Annotated in this window: 16 protein-coding genes; 5 read left to right on the top strand and 11 right to left on the bottom strand. The window is 44.3% G+C overall.

From position 1 onward, the window contains the following. Positions 1–441 precede the first annotated feature (441 nt). The 10 genes from ACED28_RS16495 to ACED28_RS16450 all read right to left on the bottom strand — a co-directional run bounded on the left by ACED28_RS16495 (position 442) and on the right by ACED28_RS16450 (position 9,764). Positions 442–801, bottom strand: a complete 360-nt coding sequence (locus ACED28_RS16495) for a DUF6559 family protein (RefSeq protein ID WP_009846928.1) — start codon at positions 799–801, stop codon at positions 442–444. Between the two features lie 29 nt (positions 802–830). Then, the gene (gene btuD / locus ACED28_RS16490) at positions 831–1,589 is read right to left on the bottom strand and encodes a vitamin B12 ABC transporter ATP-binding protein BtuD (RefSeq protein ID WP_371710283.1); all 759 of its coding nucleotides are present in this window, start codon (positions 1,587–1,589) and stop codon (positions 831–833) included. Beyond that, the gene (btuC, locus tag ACED28_RS16485; RefSeq protein ID WP_004734896.1) at positions 1,576–2,571 is read right to left on the bottom strand and encodes a vitamin B12 ABC transporter permease BtuC; all 996 of its coding nucleotides are present in this window, start codon (positions 2,569–2,571) and stop codon (positions 1,576–1,578) included. The genes btuD and btuC overlap by 14 nt, the downstream gene beginning before the upstream one ends. Positions 2,572–2,704: 133 nt before the next feature. Next, complete coding sequence (locus ACED28_RS16480) at positions 2,705–3,733, bottom strand: succinylglutamate desuccinylase (protein WP_371710282.1); 1,029 nt, start codon at positions 3,731–3,733, stop codon at positions 2,705–2,707. A 277-nt stretch (positions 3,734–4,010) separates the two neighbouring features. Further along, positions 4,011–5,807, bottom strand: coding sequence for a M3 family oligoendopeptidase (locus tag ACED28_RS16475; protein ID WP_371710281.1), 1,797 nt, complete (start codon positions 5,805–5,807; stop codon positions 4,011–4,013). A 140-nt stretch (positions 5,808–5,947) separates the two neighbouring features. Next, positions 5,948–6,565, bottom strand: coding sequence for an alpha-ribazole phosphatase family protein (cobC, locus tag ACED28_RS16470; RefSeq protein ID WP_371710280.1), 618 nt, complete (start codon positions 6,563–6,565; stop codon positions 5,948–5,950). 26 nt (positions 6,566–6,591) lie between these two features. After that, positions 6,592–7,209, bottom strand: a complete 618-nt coding sequence (cobU, locus tag ACED28_RS16465) for a bifunctional adenosylcobinamide kinase/adenosylcobinamide-phosphate guanylyltransferase (protein WP_371710279.1) — start codon at positions 7,207–7,209, stop codon at positions 6,592–6,594. 9 nt (positions 7,210–7,218) lie between these two features. Further along, entirely contained in the window at positions 7,219–8,025 is an 807-nt protein-coding gene (locus tag ACED28_RS16460; RefSeq protein WP_371710278.1) for an adenosylcobinamide-GDP ribazoletransferase, read from the bottom strand. Next, on the bottom strand, positions 8,025–9,080 hold the full coding sequence (gene cobT / locus ACED28_RS16455; RefSeq protein ID WP_371710277.1) for a nicotinate-nucleotide--dimethylbenzimidazole phosphoribosyltransferase: 1,056 nt from the start codon (positions 9,078–9,080) through the stop codon (positions 8,025–8,027). The genes ACED28_RS16460 and cobT overlap by 1 nt, the downstream gene beginning before the upstream one ends. A gap of 72 nt (positions 9,081–9,152) precedes the next feature. Further along, the gene (locus ACED28_RS16450) at positions 9,153–9,764 is read right to left on the bottom strand and encodes a flavin reductase family protein (protein WP_371710276.1); all 612 of its coding nucleotides are present in this window, start codon (positions 9,762–9,764) and stop codon (positions 9,153–9,155) included. A 682-nt stretch (positions 9,765–10,446) separates the two neighbouring features. Between ACED28_RS16450 and ACED28_RS16445 the strand changes: the two genes are divergently transcribed. From ACED28_RS16445 to ACED28_RS16435, 3 genes are all read left to right on the top strand, one after another. Next, positions 10,447–11,142 (top strand): NAD-dependent epimerase/dehydratase family protein, encoded by a 696-nt coding sequence (locus ACED28_RS16445; protein WP_017099715.1) that lies wholly within the window; start codon positions 10,447–10,449, stop codon positions 11,140–11,142. A 185-nt stretch (positions 11,143–11,327) separates the two neighbouring features. Then, a complete protein-coding gene (locus tag ACED28_RS16440) occupies positions 11,328–12,701 on the top strand; it encodes an L-cystine transporter (RefSeq protein WP_009846939.1) in 1,374 nt (457 codons plus the stop codon). Between the two features lie 240 nt (positions 12,702–12,941). Next, positions 12,942–13,703 carry a YdcF family protein gene (locus ACED28_RS16435; protein WP_017102192.1) on the top strand — a complete coding sequence of 254 codons (762 nt, stop codon included), beginning with the start codon at positions 12,942–12,944 and terminating at the stop codon, positions 13,701–13,703. A gap of 192 nt (positions 13,704–13,895) precedes the next feature. Here ACED28_RS16435 and ACED28_RS16430 read toward each other — a convergent pair whose 3' ends face one another. After that, positions 13,896–14,417 (bottom strand): DUF2058 domain-containing protein, encoded by a 522-nt coding sequence (locus ACED28_RS16430; protein WP_371710275.1) that lies wholly within the window; start codon positions 14,415–14,417, stop codon positions 13,896–13,898. Between the two features lie 401 nt (positions 14,418–14,818). Between ACED28_RS16430 and ACED28_RS16425 the strand changes: the two genes are divergently transcribed. Next, positions 14,819–16,153 carry a sphingomyelin phosphodiesterase gene (locus ACED28_RS16425; protein WP_371710274.1) on the top strand — a complete coding sequence of 445 codons (1,335 nt, stop codon included), beginning with the start codon at positions 14,819–14,821 and terminating at the stop codon, positions 16,151–16,153. A 39-nt stretch (positions 16,154–16,192) separates the two neighbouring features. Continuing rightward, positions 16,193–17,143: a chromosome partitioning protein ParA gene (locus tag ACED28_RS16420; protein ID WP_371710286.1), complete on the top strand. Its 951-nt coding sequence runs from the start codon at positions 16,193–16,195 to the stop codon at positions 17,141–17,143.

Here is a 17,143-nt window from a genome sequence, read left to right as displayed (position 1 = left end):
AAGAGAAGCTGCTTAGTAAACAAGCGAATGATGACAACTACCTTGAAAAACGCCGAAGATTGCAGTTCGAGGGTTTATAGTTTCTGACTTAAAGAACACGGAAAATATATACGTCATAACTATCAATAAAAGTGGGATTTATTTCGAAAGGAATCAGAGTCACACAACTCAAAGAAATGTGTTAGAGATAGATGATATTGCTTCGAATTATCGATTTTTACCGACACGAATTACGCATTCCCTAAGAAAATAGTTCACTAGGAAGGTATTTTTTTAGGGAATCAATTGGAGTGAAACGCTCGCATAAATAATGATATTGAGTGCTTTTGATCATCATCAAAACGTTGTTGAGACTGTTGCAAAGTCGCTAAGCTATTAAGCTACTGAGCGTATGCGTTTATAAATCGATAAATCATTAAACGTTAATTTGAACGAGCTAAACTAATAGCGGCTATTCATGCCAAATCGATTCGACATATCATCGTCCATACGACCGCCCTTCCAACCGCCACCGCCCAACAAATTAAGTACATCACGCGCGTTATATTCCTCACCACCGAAGAAGTCATTAGACACATCATTACGCAGCAATTGAATGGCTGGAGCAATTTCAGCAGCAAGGTCTTGTGGATCAGCAAACAATGCTAAGGCAACCAGTTGTTGGCGCTTACTCAATTCACATGAACTCGTTTCTACTTGCCCAATAGAGAAAAAGTCACTGCTTCCGTACGCTTTCACCAACTTTGCAGAAAGTGATTTGATTACTTTCTTGATTCGTCGTCGTTGAATATATCTAAACATATAGATTGCCTTGTATTGATGAGCCTAAGTTAACCAAACAGCAGATAAGTTTGATTGTCGACCGAGATGCTTTTTACTTGCGTGTTAAATACGGATTCTAGCTGTTCAGGCACAAGCACTTGCTCTGCACTGCCTGATGCTTGTAGTACGCCCTTTTCGAGCAGCAGTACTTGGTCGGCATGCCTCAAGGTTCGGTTCAGGTCGTGGTTAGCCATAATAACCGCAATGCCCTTCTCAGCCACTCGTTCGATAAGCTTATACAGCAACGCTTCTTGAGCAATATCCAACGGCGCTGCAGGTTCGTCTAGGATCAGGAGCTTTGCGTAAGGATTGAGCGTCGGCCAAATTTGCAGGCACATTCCCGCCAAACGAACGCGTTGCCATTCACCACCAGACAGTGTCTGAATTGAACGATGAAGTTTGTCTGTGATGTCCAACATCTGGCTTATCTCTTCCAAAGCCGTGTTTATTTCAGTATCAAGGCCATGCGATGAACTTGGCAGTGATAACGCAAGGTATTGGAACACTTCCAAGTTGAAGGCGGGTCTTGCACTTTGACAAAGATAAGCGCGATGCAATGATAGATCTTGTAGTGATAATGCTGACAAGTCTTGACCGTCGAGCTTTATATCACCTTTGTAGCCATCACCAACGCCAGATATCGCTTCTAATAAGGTACTTTTCCCACTGCCATTAGGACCGATGACATGAGTCACCTGTCCTTGCTTGAGCTCAAACGATAGAGGTAATAAGCGAGCGCCGACGCTCAGGCTCTTAATTTGAATCATGATTTTTAATTAACATCCAAATGAAGATTGGTGCACCGATACTGGTTGTCATCACACCCAAGGGTAATTCTGCAGAATCGAGTAATGTACGTGCGCAAATATCAGCAAACACCAGTAACGCGGCACCGGCAACGGCAGACAAAGGAAGAAGGTATCGGTTGTCGGTACCAATCGCTAAACGCAGTAAGTGTGGCACCACCAAACCCACAAAGCTGATCACGCCACCTAACGCTACTGCGCAGCCGACTAAAATAGACACAGCGAAGATTAGACGCCAACGTAATCTCGGAACGTTCACGCCTAACTGCGCAGCATGGGTCTCGCCAATCATGAGTTTGTCTAGCTTGCTACCTTGCAGGCACAGCCAGATAATCACGGGGATCATTACTAAGGTGAGCGAGTGTTGGTACCAAGTGACGCCACCTAAGCTGCCCATCAGCCAATACATCAATAAGCGTAGGCTGAGGTCATCACTAAAATAGAACGCCCACGTCACCATCGCGCCAGAAAGAATGCCTAACGCAACACCCACCAGCAATAACTTGGCCGTAGTCAGTCGCATCGTTTTAACCATGCTCACTAGAATCACGGTAAAACAGAGTGACCCTAAAACGGCGGCAATCATGAACAGTTCTGGTGTAGGAGCAAACGGTAAGAAGAACAGCACGATCACCATCGCTAAGCTTGCACCACCAGAAATGCCGAGCACACCGGGCTCTGCTAACACGTTACCCAATAAGACTTGTAAGCTTGCGCCAGATACGGCTAACCCTGCCCCGATAGCAATAGCCGCCAATAGTCGAGGTAAGCGTAAATCAATCAGTAGTTTTTGTTCTAACGTGGACAAGGTGCCCAAAGGGGAAATGAAAAGATCGCCAACCATTAGGTAAATCGCACTCAGCGCGACAAGCAGTGCTGCCATCAGATAAATGGCTCGGGTCCATTTGCGCTGTTTTTGGTGAAGAAGTTGTTGGAAATCCATATCAAGCTACTTTGAAATTGTTCGCGTAACCTTACCTGTATCCCCAAATAAACTCAAGGCTCACACCGTAATGTGAACCTTGATATTTCAACCAGTTGAGCGGTTGTTTTCGTCGTTTAAACCCGAGTCGGTATTAATCGTACACAAGCTGACCGTGGTCGAATCGTGTTTCAACTTCGCACACCATTAAGGCCGCTCGTTGACCGATAGCAACGTTGCGATTTGGGAACACTACTGCTTCGTTTTCATTCTTCGCCATCAATGGCTTATCACCATCATGACCAAACACTTCACCGTGCTTGAACGCCGTAAAGTTTTCAACGGCATCAGAGAACATGAAATCAAAATCATCATGCAAACGAACAATGGTTCGGCTTACGCGATAAGTAATGGTTTTCTTTGGCAAATGCTCTGGTTCTATTTCAGCAATCAAATTGCGCATTGCCAAATCGAAAGCAGTTAACTTATCAAGCTGGTTCTCACCAATTCTTGCTACCTGCCCTAGCTCCATTGTCAGTGCTTGGGCTTCAAAGTTTTCAGCGCTGTACCAACTGAAAGTACTCGTTGGCGCATTGGATAACAACACCGCTTCAACGTGAGCACTGTTAATGAAATCGAACAAGGCTTTACTGCGAACTTCGTGTCGAACCTTAGGGCTTACGGCGAAAGAGTAATGCTTAGACAAACGGATCGCACAGTGCAGATCTAAGTGCCAACGAGTGGCAGGCACCGTTTCCTTGTAAAACTCAGTAACCAAGTACTTAAGGTTCTTCGCGATGTCCACTTCTCGATTACTCTCGTACTGTTTTTCATCAAACAGACGATTCATATTCACATCAAGAAAACGCGTATGCGCATTGGTCGCTTCTGGGTGAGCAATGATGAACAAACACCTTGCTGTCACGACTTGGAAGCCGGTTTCAATATCCTCAATGAGCTTATCAATCAGCTCCATTGGTGAAGTTTCGTCACCATGAACACCTGTTGAAAAGATGATGTTCTTGGTTTCAGAATTGTACTCTGCGGGAATCACTTCCAATACACCGCGTTGATGAAGCTTAATTTGAACACCGTTACTCAGTACGGTCTGTCCTGCAACCACTTCTTGCTCAAGAGCTAGGCTGTCAAAAAGAAATGATTGGCGAAAGAGGGTCTTCGTCATGCGCTACTCCTTAATTGCACGGCCGTATGTTAATAAATTGTACATAGAAATTGTGTTGCTAGGATCGCACTTATCAATAGAAACTCCGTTATCACTCACAAATACTACCCATATATTTTTATATTACCTGCTGACTTTACTAACCGACATCTGTTCCAAATAACTTTTTCTATTTAAAGCAATTTTGGCTGTGTCAGCTTTTCTCAAGTCATGTCAGCAAGATAAGAGCCACGTAAGCTAACACAGCTCTTACCTACCATGAACAGATTGAGATCAATTAATCTTCCTGATCGAGCAATCTTTCAAATTCATCGATTTGAACTTTGACCATGTCGATGCTTTGTTGCCAAAAATCAGCTTGAGTCAGGTCCATTCCTAAGTGCTTTTGAACGACTTCTTCCGCCATCATGCTGCCCGTATCACGAAGCAACGAAACGTAATCGCCGTAGAATTGCTCACCTTTGGCATCGCGCTGAGCGTAAACACCTTTACTGAACAGGTAACCGAACAAGTATGGGTAGTTGTAGAAGCTTACTTGAGAGATGCTGAAGTGCAGCTTGCTCGCCCAGAAGTAAGGGTCGGCTTCTGTCATCGCATCGCCGTACCACTCTTTCCAAGTCGTTTCCATCAGATCACACAGCTGCTGAGCCGTGAGCTCGCCTTTTTCACGCTGCTCGTAGAAGGCTTTCTCAAACTCAAAACGAACGGGAATGTTCACCATTAATGCCAAAGAAGAAGAAAGCTCTTCCCACAGCATTTCAAGTTTCTCATTACGTGTTTTTGCTTGCTTCAATAGATGGTCACGAACGATGTTTTCAGCAAAGATCGAAGCGGTTTCTGCTAGCGTCATTGGGTAGCGTGTTTGACACAACGGCATGTCTTTCATCACCCAGTTGTGGAACGCATGGCCTAGTTCGTGTGCCAATGTCATTAAGTCTGAGCGGCTACCACTCCAGGTCATGAACACAAGAGGTGTACGTGTCGCAGCAAACTTGGTGCAGTACGCACCTAGACGTTTGTTGGCAGCTGGTGCGGCATCAATCCAGCCATTCTCAACCATTAATGCGACAAAATCAGCCATCTCTGGATTGACTTCAGCAAAAGCGGTTTTGATCACTTCAATCGCTTCATCAAATGAATAAACCTTAGATTCGCTGTCACCCAGCGGAGGCATCGCGGCTAAATGGTTCCAAGGCTTCATTTCATCGAGACCGTGAACTCTTGCCATCAACAGACCCGCTTTCTGACCAACCGCTCGATTTGCCTTTGCTACCGACATCATGGTGTCTAGCGTTTCAGGTACGATGCGGCTGGCGTGTAGGCTTGGATCAAGGAAATGCACGTCGCTTATTTTCGAGCGTTTTTTGTTCTCTGTCAGTCGCCAACCCGCAAGCGCATTTAGAATTGAAGCAAAAGACTCTTGGTGCGTCTTCATTGCGCCTTGGACTGCGCGCCATGCCGGTTCTTGTTTGTCGAATTCACTGCCGTACAACAAGCTCGCAGCTTGTGAAAAACCTAGCGCTTCGTCTTCACCGTTCAGCTTTAGCGACAGTTTTAAAGAACCGGTCAGGTTATCGTATAAACGACCCCATCCATCACGGCCATCAACCTTCATCGCTGCCAATAACTGCTCTTCAGCAACACTAAGGCGGCTGCTTGATAACTTACGCGAGCTTTCAATCGCAAAGCGTTGTCCTGCTACATCTGCGCTGTCATGCTCTAAAACTGCATCAATAAACTCTGGTTCTGCGTGGATTAGCGTGTCTTCATAAGGGCTGAACGCTTGAGACATTTCAGAATTCAGTTTCGCAACTCGACCAAGCAGTGCTTTGGCTTCTGTGTGTGTCGCGTCTACCGATGCGTGGCAATTCGCGAAAGTGTTGATCGTGCTCAGTAACGTACCTGCCGCTTCAGAAGTTTGAATAGCATTTTGCATCGCTAGGATAATATGACGCTTTTCAACGTGTAGGTACAACAGCTCAATGCACTGTTGGATGAGTTCAATGTCCTGCTCGATTTTTGCATCATCAAGATCACGATAAGCAATGCTTAGATCCCAACTCGGTGTTGTCATGACTAAATTCCTTTCACGTAGGTAGTAATACCAATCTGGTATAGCGGCTGTAAACGCCGCTTTATACTTCTATTTCTATTTCTATTTCTATTAACAGGTTTAATAGATTGTTAATTCTTAAAACTGTGTATTTTTAACACTCAGAGAACAGGCAACCCTATCGACTTTACACTGATAAAACTCTGTGTGAACTGAGTGACTTGAATATGAGTTATCGACGCGTTTTCTATCGATAGCTTCGAGTACAAACTCGGATTTTTCCAATCAATATCAAGACAATGCGCTAGCAGTATGCGAATCACACCACCATGGGTAACCAACAATATATTGTCACTTGGATCATTCAAAAGTTGCGACCAAGCTTGAGTTACTCTGTCGTGGAAGCTCTGTAAACTTTCTGCACCAGTCAGTTGATGATTAGCAGGATCTTGCCAAAAGGTTTCTAGCATTCCCCACTTGTCTTCAAGCTCATCAAATGGGACACCATCAACGTCACCGAAGTTCATTTCCTGAAAGTCTGGAGCTACAGATAAAGGCACAGACATACGCTGTGCGTATCTGTTTGCGAGATCGCTGCATCGCCTTAATGGCGAGGTAACCACGCAATCAAAGGCAATATCTTGTTTTGCTAATGCCCCACATATCCGATCTTGAAGATCAGGGTTAACCAACACATCGGATAAACCATTAAGTGCCGCTTCGCCTTCGACTTTGCCATGTCTTAGTAGGTAGATGTTTTTGGTTGTTCCATTTTCCATTTGTTCAACTAACCTTTGATACCAATCTAATTATGAGTCGAGTTTTGAGTTGAATGGCTCGACGGTTTTAAGCTCAATGGTAACCCTGCGGCGACCAGCGTGACACGCTCAACAACACGAGCTAGCGCTTGGTTCATGCGACCTGCATTGTCGACAAATAGGCGCGACACTTTACCTAACGGCACCACACCTAAACCGACTTCGTTAGACACCATGATAATTTGCGCCGGGCTTTGCTCTACGCTTTTCACTAAAACTTCAACCACGGCCTCAACCTGTTCATTGGTCGCATCATCACCCAACTCAAAAATAATGTTGTTCAACCACAAAGTTAGGCAGTCAATCAACACTACATCGTTTTGATCAAAAGACTGCAGTTTTTCGGCTAATTCAACAGGGGCTTCATGCTCAATCCACAGCTCACCACGACGTTGTTTATGGTGCACAATTCTCTCACGCATTTCGTCGTCCAAATAAGTGGCCGTCGCAATATAGTTGAGACGTCCATTTGAATATGCTTCAAGCGCACATAATGCCTGTTGTTCTGCAAAACTCGACTTACCAGAACGAGCCCCACCCAATACCAAATGGCTATTTTGCTGATTTGCTTGATTAATTTGATTAGCTTGATTCGTGTTTGTCATAGGAACCTGTTATAGAAAACCATTGTAAAAAGCAGTAATGAACACAAGGTAAATCAGCAACTCCATCAACTGTTGAGCCGCACCCAAACAGTCTCCAGTAAAGCCACCAATTCGTGCCATTAACCATTTTTTGAAACCTAATCTAAACAGATAGGCGACGACAGATAAAACCAAAACGAGCTCAAGACCAAACCACAAGCTAGGCAGAACGCCCACAAGCAATAAAAAAACAAGTTCACCTTTAGTTTGCTTGTTCGCCAATGGCTTACTTTTACTGGTATCTAAATCGCTAACGTAAGGCATGTCGTAAATCAATGATGCAGCAATTGCACGGCTAAAGGTATAACTGGTCACGACAACCATAAACAAGGCTGTCATGTTGACCAGCTCATTCAACAGTACCCACTTGCCAAGCAGAGCCATAACCAATGCAGACGCGCCATAAGTACCAATTCGACTGTCTTTCATAATGGTCAAGCGGCGTTCTAAGGTCATGCCGCCGCCAATACCATCGGCCATATCGGTTAAGCCATCTTCATGAAAAGCACCGGTTAACATCAAGCTAAAGCTCATCATCAAAAAGATGGCCACTGCACTCGGCAGTATGGCATCGAGTAGCAAGAACACACCGCCACACAAAACACCAAGTAATAAACCAACCGTTGAAAAGTAGCGCCCAGAACGGTTCATTCGCTCTGATGAATAGGGCGTGTTCTTCGGCATTGGTAAGCGAGAAAAGAAGCCCATCGCCAGCGTAAACAGTTCCCACTGATAAGTGACTCGACCTTTCAACGATCTTTCTGGCGCATCACTCATTAAACCGTGACTCCAGCACTTTCGAAGCTCGCCATGTTGTTATAGAACTCGGCTGCCGCACGAATAATTGGCATAGCTAGCGCAGCACCTGTGCCCTCGCCTAATCTCAATCCAAGATCGAGCAGTGGCTCAGCGTCTAGCAGCTCTAATAGAATTTTGTGACCAGACTCTTCAGAACGATGAGCAAAGATCATGTAATCACGGCAACTCGGTTCAATTAGAGTCGCGACATACGCCGCAACCGACACGATAAAACCATCGACCAACACAGGGGTTCTGTTTTCGTAAGCGCCAAGGAAGCCCCCCACCATTTGAACTATTTCATAACCGCCGACTTGTGCTAGTACCTCTTTAATACCTTTATGATCTGTAAGCTCTTTAAGCTCTAAACCTTTGCAACGAGCAACACCTTGCTTAACCACAGCCACTTTACGTGCAAGCTGTTCATTGTTGATGCCAGTGCCTAGGCCAACACACTCATCCGCGGACCGATTCGATAATGCACTTAAAATCGCTGATGCGCTGCTGGTATTGCCGATGCCCATTTCACCAAACATGATGATATTCGGGCCATTCGAAATGGTTCTAGATACAAGCTCAGTTCCCAGTTCAATCCCACGTTCAACAGTTTCTAAACTCATTGCCGCTTCATTGGCAAAGTTATTGGTTCGCGTACCTAAGCGCTGAGAAATCAACATGTCGCTGTCAGATTCAACAGGCAACAAAATCCCAGTGTCCACGACTGTAATTTCGACGTTGTTTACCGCACAAAAGCAATTTATCGCCGCACCACCGCTCAAGAAGTTCAACACCATCTGTTGTGTCACGGCACTTGGAGCAATACTCACACCTTCATCTGCTATGCCATGGTCACCAGCAAATATGATGATACTTGGCTTGTTCAATTCGATGTGTTCAACCGCAGCTTCTTTGCCTTGGCTCTGAATCAATGCCAATTGATGAGCGACTTTTTCTAGTAAGCCAAGCGCACCGAGTGGCTTGGTTTTTTGGTCAATTCGGTGTTGGATGTACTGCGAGTATTGGGTATCTAACATAAGTTTAGGAACACTTAAATTTAAGGTAATGGATTTCTAGGGCTGCGATTCTGCTTAAGCTAAATCGTTACACTATTTAGGGCGTGCAACAGAGAACACATTGGAAAGCATCGCGTATTCACCGCCACCAAGTCGAGATAAAGGGTCCAATGCCATCGCATCAATCTTCAGACGTTCACTCTCTTTATCAATCACATTTTCGGAAATGTACACGGTTTCAACTTGAGCAAAGATAAGGCTTTGAGGCGCCTCTCCCACTTCTTTTACTTCGTACAAGGTGCAGCCAAAAGCGACCGCACACTCTTTCACTCTCGGTAAAGAAAACCCCTCAAATTCAACCAGCTCAATATTATTCGCGGTTACTTCAGAATCACCGTAATCGAGTGTTGCTGCTGTTGCTGTCATTGTTTCGGCAGAACTTGAAGAAGCAATGTGAATCACTAGTTTACCCGTTTCTAAGGCGTTACGAGTGGTATCTTTGATTTCGCCCGACGGCTTTTTCCCAACTGATAACATCAGTAGCGGCGGATTGCTGGAAACAGGCGTGAAATAAGAGAAAGGCGCTAGGTTGTACTCTTGGTCGGAAGATTCCGTTAATGCCCACGCTATCGGGCGAGGCACAACGGTTTGTGTCATCAGGTGATAAATCTGAGTGGGAGCAAGAGTATCAAGTTTGAGGTTCATAGCACGTCCTTGGTCTATGTGAATTACGACTCAGTTTACGTGTTAAGCAATGCTGTATCTATGCCTAATCAACAGAAACGGTAGAGAGTGTTCTTAATTTAAACAGATCACACCGGTATTTTCTCAAATTGACAGTCAAATTGACGAACCCGAAACACCTACAATATTGATAACAGATTTATCAATAACTTACATTTTGGCATCGTTTATGCTTTATCTAAAGTACTTGTTAATCTCTCCATTGATGAGTGCCCATACTGTGAATACCCACATCGCAGTTGCTTTAAAAGAAAACAATCGATTGAAAGACAAAACCAAACAATGATTTAGGAGGTGAAATGATTCCAAACACAAGTAAAAGAAAACCAAATAAATCGAGTAAGAAAACCAGCAAAAAGGTAAGGAAAATCCCACTCTCCTTCACCTAATAGTTGTCGAAGCAATAAGACAACAAAGTAGCAAAGTAGCAAACTAGCAAAGTAAGAAACAAAGCCCGTCGCCCAGCGGGCTTTGTTATCTTTAACACCTTAATTGAGGTTTACCTAGCTAAGCACATACCTTCCGTATAAAAGCCCATCATCAAACCCCATCTTCCTAACGCTCATTCATGAAACTTTTGTTCGCTTAAAATTCAAACACTGTTTATATTAAACAAGCACTTGTAGAGCGAGTAAGGAATAGAATGAGTATTAATGGAGATAAAACATCGGTTGTTATAGCTGGTGCGACAGGGCTAATTGGTCATCATGTCCTGAGACTGCTCATTAACGAGCCCGCTGTAGAACACATCTATGCTTTGTCACGAAGAGCATTAGGTGAAGAATTTCACTCCAACAAACTCGATACACTCATCCACAACGATCTACAAGTAACGAGTTGGGACGACACCAAAGCGACGCCCAACTTAGGCATTATCTGCTTAGGCACAACCAAGAAAAAAGCAGGTTCAAAAGAAGCGCTGCGAAAGATCGATGTAGAACTGGTTAGCCAAGTGGCACAGTCGATGAAATTCCTTGGAGTTCAACGTGTCGCAGTCGTTTCTAGCTATGGCGCTTCGCCAGACTCCTATTCACACTATCTGCGCTGTAAGGGACAAATGGAGCAAAACCTAAAACGTATTGGCTTCAAGCAGCTCTTCATCGCTCGTCCAGGCCCGCTGGTGGGTGAACGTGCCGAACCCAGAACTGATGAAAAGCTCCTACAAAGAGTCTTCCCTTTAATATCTCCGTTAATGTTTGGAAAATTCAAAAACCTACGCCCTATCCAATCGGAAGATGTAGCGAAAGCAATATTATTCCGATTGTTCGAAAATAATTTCCAAAGTATCGAAATCTACACCTCGACTGACATGCTTAATTTATTAGCGAAATATCATTAAAACGTCTACCTATTCACCACAATGTTTAATACCCATCCAACCCATTGGGTGGATATTACTAATCGTTCTAATAAATTACTTTTCCTTATTTTACGTTTTGTTACAGGTCGCTATTTTAGCTAACAGTATTTGCGCCCATATATCTAAGCGCCCTATCGATTCATGGTTATTCATAAGGAAAAACAATGTCATTTTCAGCTATCGCTGCCTTAGCGGTATTCACTGGTATCCTCTTTTTTCTCTACGGACAGCAGAAAAAAGAAAACACACTTTCTCGCCTCGTTTTACTCGGTTTAGTTTTCGGTAGTGCTTTTGGCCTTGGTCTTCAACTGCTATTTGGTGAAGGCAATCCTATTATCAAAGAGACGCTCGACTGGGTAAACATTGTGGGTCGTGGTTACGTTGGCCTACTAAAAATGGTCATCATGCCATTAGTGTTAGTTTCAATGATTGCGGCAGTAGTGAAGCTTGAGAAAGGCGGCTCACTAGGTAAGATTTCCGGCATCACCATTTCTGTGTTGCTAGCAACAACGGCAATTTCTGCGATTGTTGGTATTGTTGTAACACAAGCATTCGGCTTGTCGGCTGAAGGTTTAACTGAAGGCGCTCGTGAAACAGCACGTATCGCAACACTAGAAAGCCGCATCGGCAGCGTTTCAGATCTAACTATTCCACAAATGCTGGTTAGCTTTATTCCGACTAACCCATTTGCAGACCTAACAGGGGCTCGCTCTACTTCTATCATCGCGGTAGTTATCTTTGGCGTGCTAACGGGTATTGCTGCTCGTAAGGTGATGGCAGAGAAAGAAGAATTAGAATCTCCAATCCGTACGTTCGTTGAAGCGGCTCAATCTATCGTTATGCGCTTAGTTAAGATGATCATGGCACTAACGCCATACGGCATCGCAGCATTAATGGCGAAGGTAGTCGCAACGTCAAGTGCTTCTGACATCCTAAGCCTATTGGGCTTCATCGTTGCTTCTTACGTCGCTATTATCCTGATGTTCGTCGTTCACGGTGTGTTGGTTTCTTTTGTTGGTGTCAACCCGAAAGAGTACTTCCAAAAGATCTGGCCAGTACTGACGTTCGCTTTCACGTCTCGTAGCTCTGCAGCAACTATTCCCCTGAACGTTGAAGCTCAAATCACTAAGTTAAACGTACCACCAGCGATTGCTAACCTGTCTGCGTCTTTCGGTGCAACAATTGGTCAAAATGGTTGTGCGGGTATTTACCCTGCAATGCTTGCAGTTATGGTTGCGCCTACGGTTGGTATCGACCCAATGGACATTAACTTCATTCTGTCTTTGATTGCTATTATCACAGTGAGCTCATTTGGTATTGCCGGCGTTGGTGGCGGTGCAACTTTCGCTGCACTTATCGTACTACCCGCGATGGGTCTTCCTGTGACTATCGCAGCACTGCTTATCTCTATCGAGCCACTTATCGATATGGCACGTACTGCGCTTAACGTATCTGGTGCAATGACAGCTGGTACAATCACAAGCCGCCTATTGGCTAAAAAGGACAAGCAGCAAGATTTGGAACAAGCGAACGCTTAATGGGTTCGATTGATCCAATAACTTGAGTCTCGTTAAACAAAAACCGATGCACATGCGTCGGTTTTTTATTGCTTATTAGTTTTGTTTATTACTTTACGACCATCCACATTCTATAACGCAAAACTCTATATTTGTTCAATAGTACAATAAGTTAGCCATGAAACATCAGCCAAACTGATATATGATGCACCGCTTCAATATGTCACATCATTCTGGCACCCGTTCGATAACAGGATCCTCATGAGCTTTATTATATTATTACTTCTTCTAGTCTTCGTTGGCGTTACACGTTTATTTCAGTGGCGAAAAACCTCTAGTTTTATCAAACTTCTTCTTCTCTCTTTATTTATATTGATTGGTTCGGGTTTAATCCCTCGCTATCTACTAAACGACCTGCAAGCCAATTATGAGCGCAAACCTGACATTCAGTGGACCTCTCACAATGCCATTGTCTTGCTTGGTGCTGGTACTCAACTCATCGCAAGTACACAAGAATTTGAGCCGACCTTTTTCTCGTTCGGTCGCATCAATGAAACGGCAAGCCAATATAAAAACTGTGCGAAGGCTCAAACCATATGCAAAGTGATTGTTAGTGGTGGAGATGCACAAAATAATGGTGTAACCGAAGCGGAAGTTTATCAACAGCAGTTACTTAGACTCGGCGTTCCACTAGCCGATATCATTCAAGAATCGAATAGCGTCAACACTTGGAAAAACGCGCAGCTCACCAGTGACCTAATGAAGCATCACCAGTTCGACAACATTGTTCTTGTTTCATCAGGCCTACATATTCGTCGTAGTGAACTCTACTTTAATCATTTTGGATTAAACGTCGTCCCAGTACGAGCCGACTACATGGCTGCTCAAATTTCATGGTTACCATTGTGGTACAACTTCGCAGTTACAGACTTTGCATTGCATGAACAATTGGGTTTTGCTCGTTACAACCTTTACAACTTTATGGGTTGGAACAGCAAACGTGAGAAGCCCGGTGACGCCTGATCGCTTCAACCATGATCTAACTAGTTAGTTATTTAGCTATTTGGCTATTTGGCTATTTGGCTATTTGGCTATTTGGCTAGTGGTCATTTATTATCTAGAAGATTCACAGCTCATAAACAAAAAATGCAGCCACAATCGAAGGATTGTCAGCTGCATTTTTAATTCGTGCTTCTACTCAGTACTAACGGGCAATTACCACATTAGATCATCTGGGATCACGAAGTCTTTGTACGGGTCATCTTCGTCTACTTCATCAGAGCTTGAAGCTTGAGTATCAACGATAGATTCTTCGTCACGCATCGTGATCTTGTTCGCTACCGCAGTAGGAATAACAACATAGCTTTCGCCTTGACGCGCGATACTTAGAATACCTTTACTTAGTTGCTTTTGAGTCAGATCTTCTACGTAAAGGTATTTAACTAGCGTACCGTCGGTGAAGTTGTATTTGATCTCACCATTCTTCTGTTCGATCTTGTTCATCTCAATCAGTTGCTTCACTTGAGCTTTAATTTCTTTGCTCAACTGCTGTTCTTTCAACTGTTGGTTTAACTCTTTGTCTTTCGCTTGCTGCGCCAGTTTGGTTTCTTCTGCTGCCGCTTTTGCTTCACGAGACTGAACGCGAGACTTTTTAGAGCCCTTCTTCGCCTTCTTTAATTTTTTCTCATTTACCAAGCCAGCTTTAAGCATTTGCTCTTGGAGTGTTAACTTTGCCATGACTTTCCCAGTTCAGGATTAAAAACGACACTATCATACCTGTTTTTGAGGAATCTGTTTACTGAACAATGGCAAAATTTATGCTGATAGAGCAAGGCGGTTAGCGTTTTCCCTTATCGTGATTCACAGCATCCATTTCTGGTTATTTACCGACCTATGATTTCCACAAAAACAACCAGTAGTGACTTACCCTCAAGCCCAATTCGTTCCTCTATTTTTTAGCGTGCGCGCGTATCACTTATCATTCAGGCAAAGCAATATGTTAATTTTCAATGAGTAATTTAATTTATAAAACCATGGCATATATCTAATATTTGGATAATTCCCATAGAGTTATAACTCCAATGTCACAACTCTTTACTACGTTATTCTTTAAACCAATCAGTAAGGATAACGTGAAAATGAAAACTCAATGGACTTGCCTGAGTGCAATACTTGCATCAGCTTCATTCATTTCAACCTCGGCTATTGCAGATACCGATGTGTACCTGACCAATAACACTAGCCAAGTAATGACGATTCAAACCAATCACACCGGTACCGACCAGCTTCAATTCGGTGATGAGTGGCAACAGCATGTAGAACAGATTGGCCCTTGGGAGACGAAGAAGCTGATCAGTTTCAATCGCTGGACTGGAGTGAAATCTGGGAAGACCTATGAGTTTGACACTGTGGTATCGAACGCTGTGGGTGAGAGTGTCACGCTCAACCAAACCATGAAGGGTCATTGGTACAACTCGACACTGCAACACGGCTTGAGTGCCGCAGACGTCAACCTAACGTTGCATGACGATCGTAATATTCATCGCAGCACAACCGATGCATTTGGGGTCAATGCAGAGCTAGCACTTAAAGCCGATTCTACGGCGCGCTACGATGATATTTATTACACCATCACTCCACCAAAAGTGGATGAGCAACCAGAGCCAGATGCCAATACACTCAAAGTCATGACTTATAACATCTGGGCGCTGCCTGCCATCGCTTCGCATATTGGTGACCGCTATGACCAGATCCCTCAATACGTAAAGGGCTATGACGTGTTGGCGCTACAAGAGGTGTTTGCTAACGGCAGAGATGAATTCTTGCGTGAACTTGCAAAAGAGTATCCTTATCAAACCAAAATGCTCGATAAAGATGGGATTAACATCTATGACGGCGGTGTGATCATTGTGAGCCGCTACCCTATTGTCAACGAAGCGCAATACGTGTTCCCTGATTGTACAGGCACAGATTGTTTCGCTGATAAAGGCGTGAATTACGCTGAAGTCATCAAAAACGGTCAGGCTTACCACGTGTTTGGCACTCACACCGCATCATTCGATACGGACACCGCTCGTGACTACCGACAACGTCAATTCAAGCAGATGCGTCAGCTTGCTCAATCACTGGAAATACCAACCTCTGAAACGGTTATTTACAGCGGTGACTTCAACGTGAACAAGCTGAAGTTCCCAGGCGACTACCAACAAATGTTTGCTAACCTGCAGGCTGATGAACCAACATACTCAGGTTACACCGCTTCTACCTTTGACCCACGCATCAACAACTTTGCGGGCGAACCTATGTCGGGTGGCGAGAACGTTGAGTATCTCGATTATGTGGTAGTGAGCTCGGAATATGCCGCCAAAGCTCATAATGACAATCGCGTGTATGTCCCAAGATCAACAAGCAGTGAGTTATGGAAGCACTACAACCTTTCAGACCACTTCCCTGTTAGCGCTGTCATCAAGTAACTCGGTGAATCCATAATGCATCGAGTTATATTAATCCTAGTGCTCGTCTTAACGGCGAGCATTGTTGGCTATTCGTGGTCATCAAAATCCACTGAAACACCGCTATCTTCTGCTCAACACACAGGACCTAAGCCACGTGTTTCTGCGACAACTGCTGAAGATAATTTCACACCAACTGCAACCTGCAGTTCGGGAAATGCAGCATCACAGAATAAACAAGCCGAAGCTGAATCATCGGGCGGGGAAACGAATGCTGAAAACTTAAGCGAACTTGAAGGTAAAGCTCTATTCGATGAACTCGATGGGTTCTGGGCGCTTTGCCAACAACGCGATGACTGCACTGAGCAACTCGCACGATTGAAATCAGAATTGCCGAGCATATGGTTTGAGTTACTGAGCGACTATCCGCAGTTATCAGTCGACTGGCAATTAGCCCAAAGTACCATCCCACTTGAATCCATAGAGACTCTTGAAGATCGTGTTGCCTTATTCAAGCAGTCTGCACAGCAAATATGGGGCGAGTTGGCCCACCAGCTATTCGCAGACCAGTTTGCGCATCTAGATTTTACGCTCGACGCAAACACCCTTAAAGAAAACGAAGCGAGCCAGTTTTTGGCCAACTATCAAGATTTGCTTAGTGAATGGCAAAACAATACGGACACGTTAAACGCCGAAACACAGCTTCAAAAATATGAATTGGCAGTCTCTTTGATACCCAGCAGCTATAGCCCTGCTGAGATAGTATCAGTCAAAGCCGACCTTCAAGATGCCTACTTAGATGAAGCGAAGGCTAGCAACATTGCCGCGCGAGAACAGCAAGTCGCGCAACAGCAACAAACCGTGATGAGTTATCACGAGCAACTGGATCAGCTCAAAGCGACCTTAGACTATCAGCGAACCTCAAGTTATGGCACTTGGACTCAACAAGATTGGGACAGTTATTATCAACAGCAAGTCACCGATTTCAGGGAGCAGTTTTTTAGCAAGTAA

The organism is Vibrio sp. 1F253 (assembly GCF_041439295.1).
In the GTDB taxonomy this organism is placed as follows: Bacteria; Pseudomonadota; Gammaproteobacteria; order Enterobacterales; family Vibrionaceae; genus Vibrio; species Vibrio tasmaniensis_A.
Note: the sequence above shows the minus strand (reverse complement) of the source record. Positions and strands in the feature narration are given on the sequence as shown.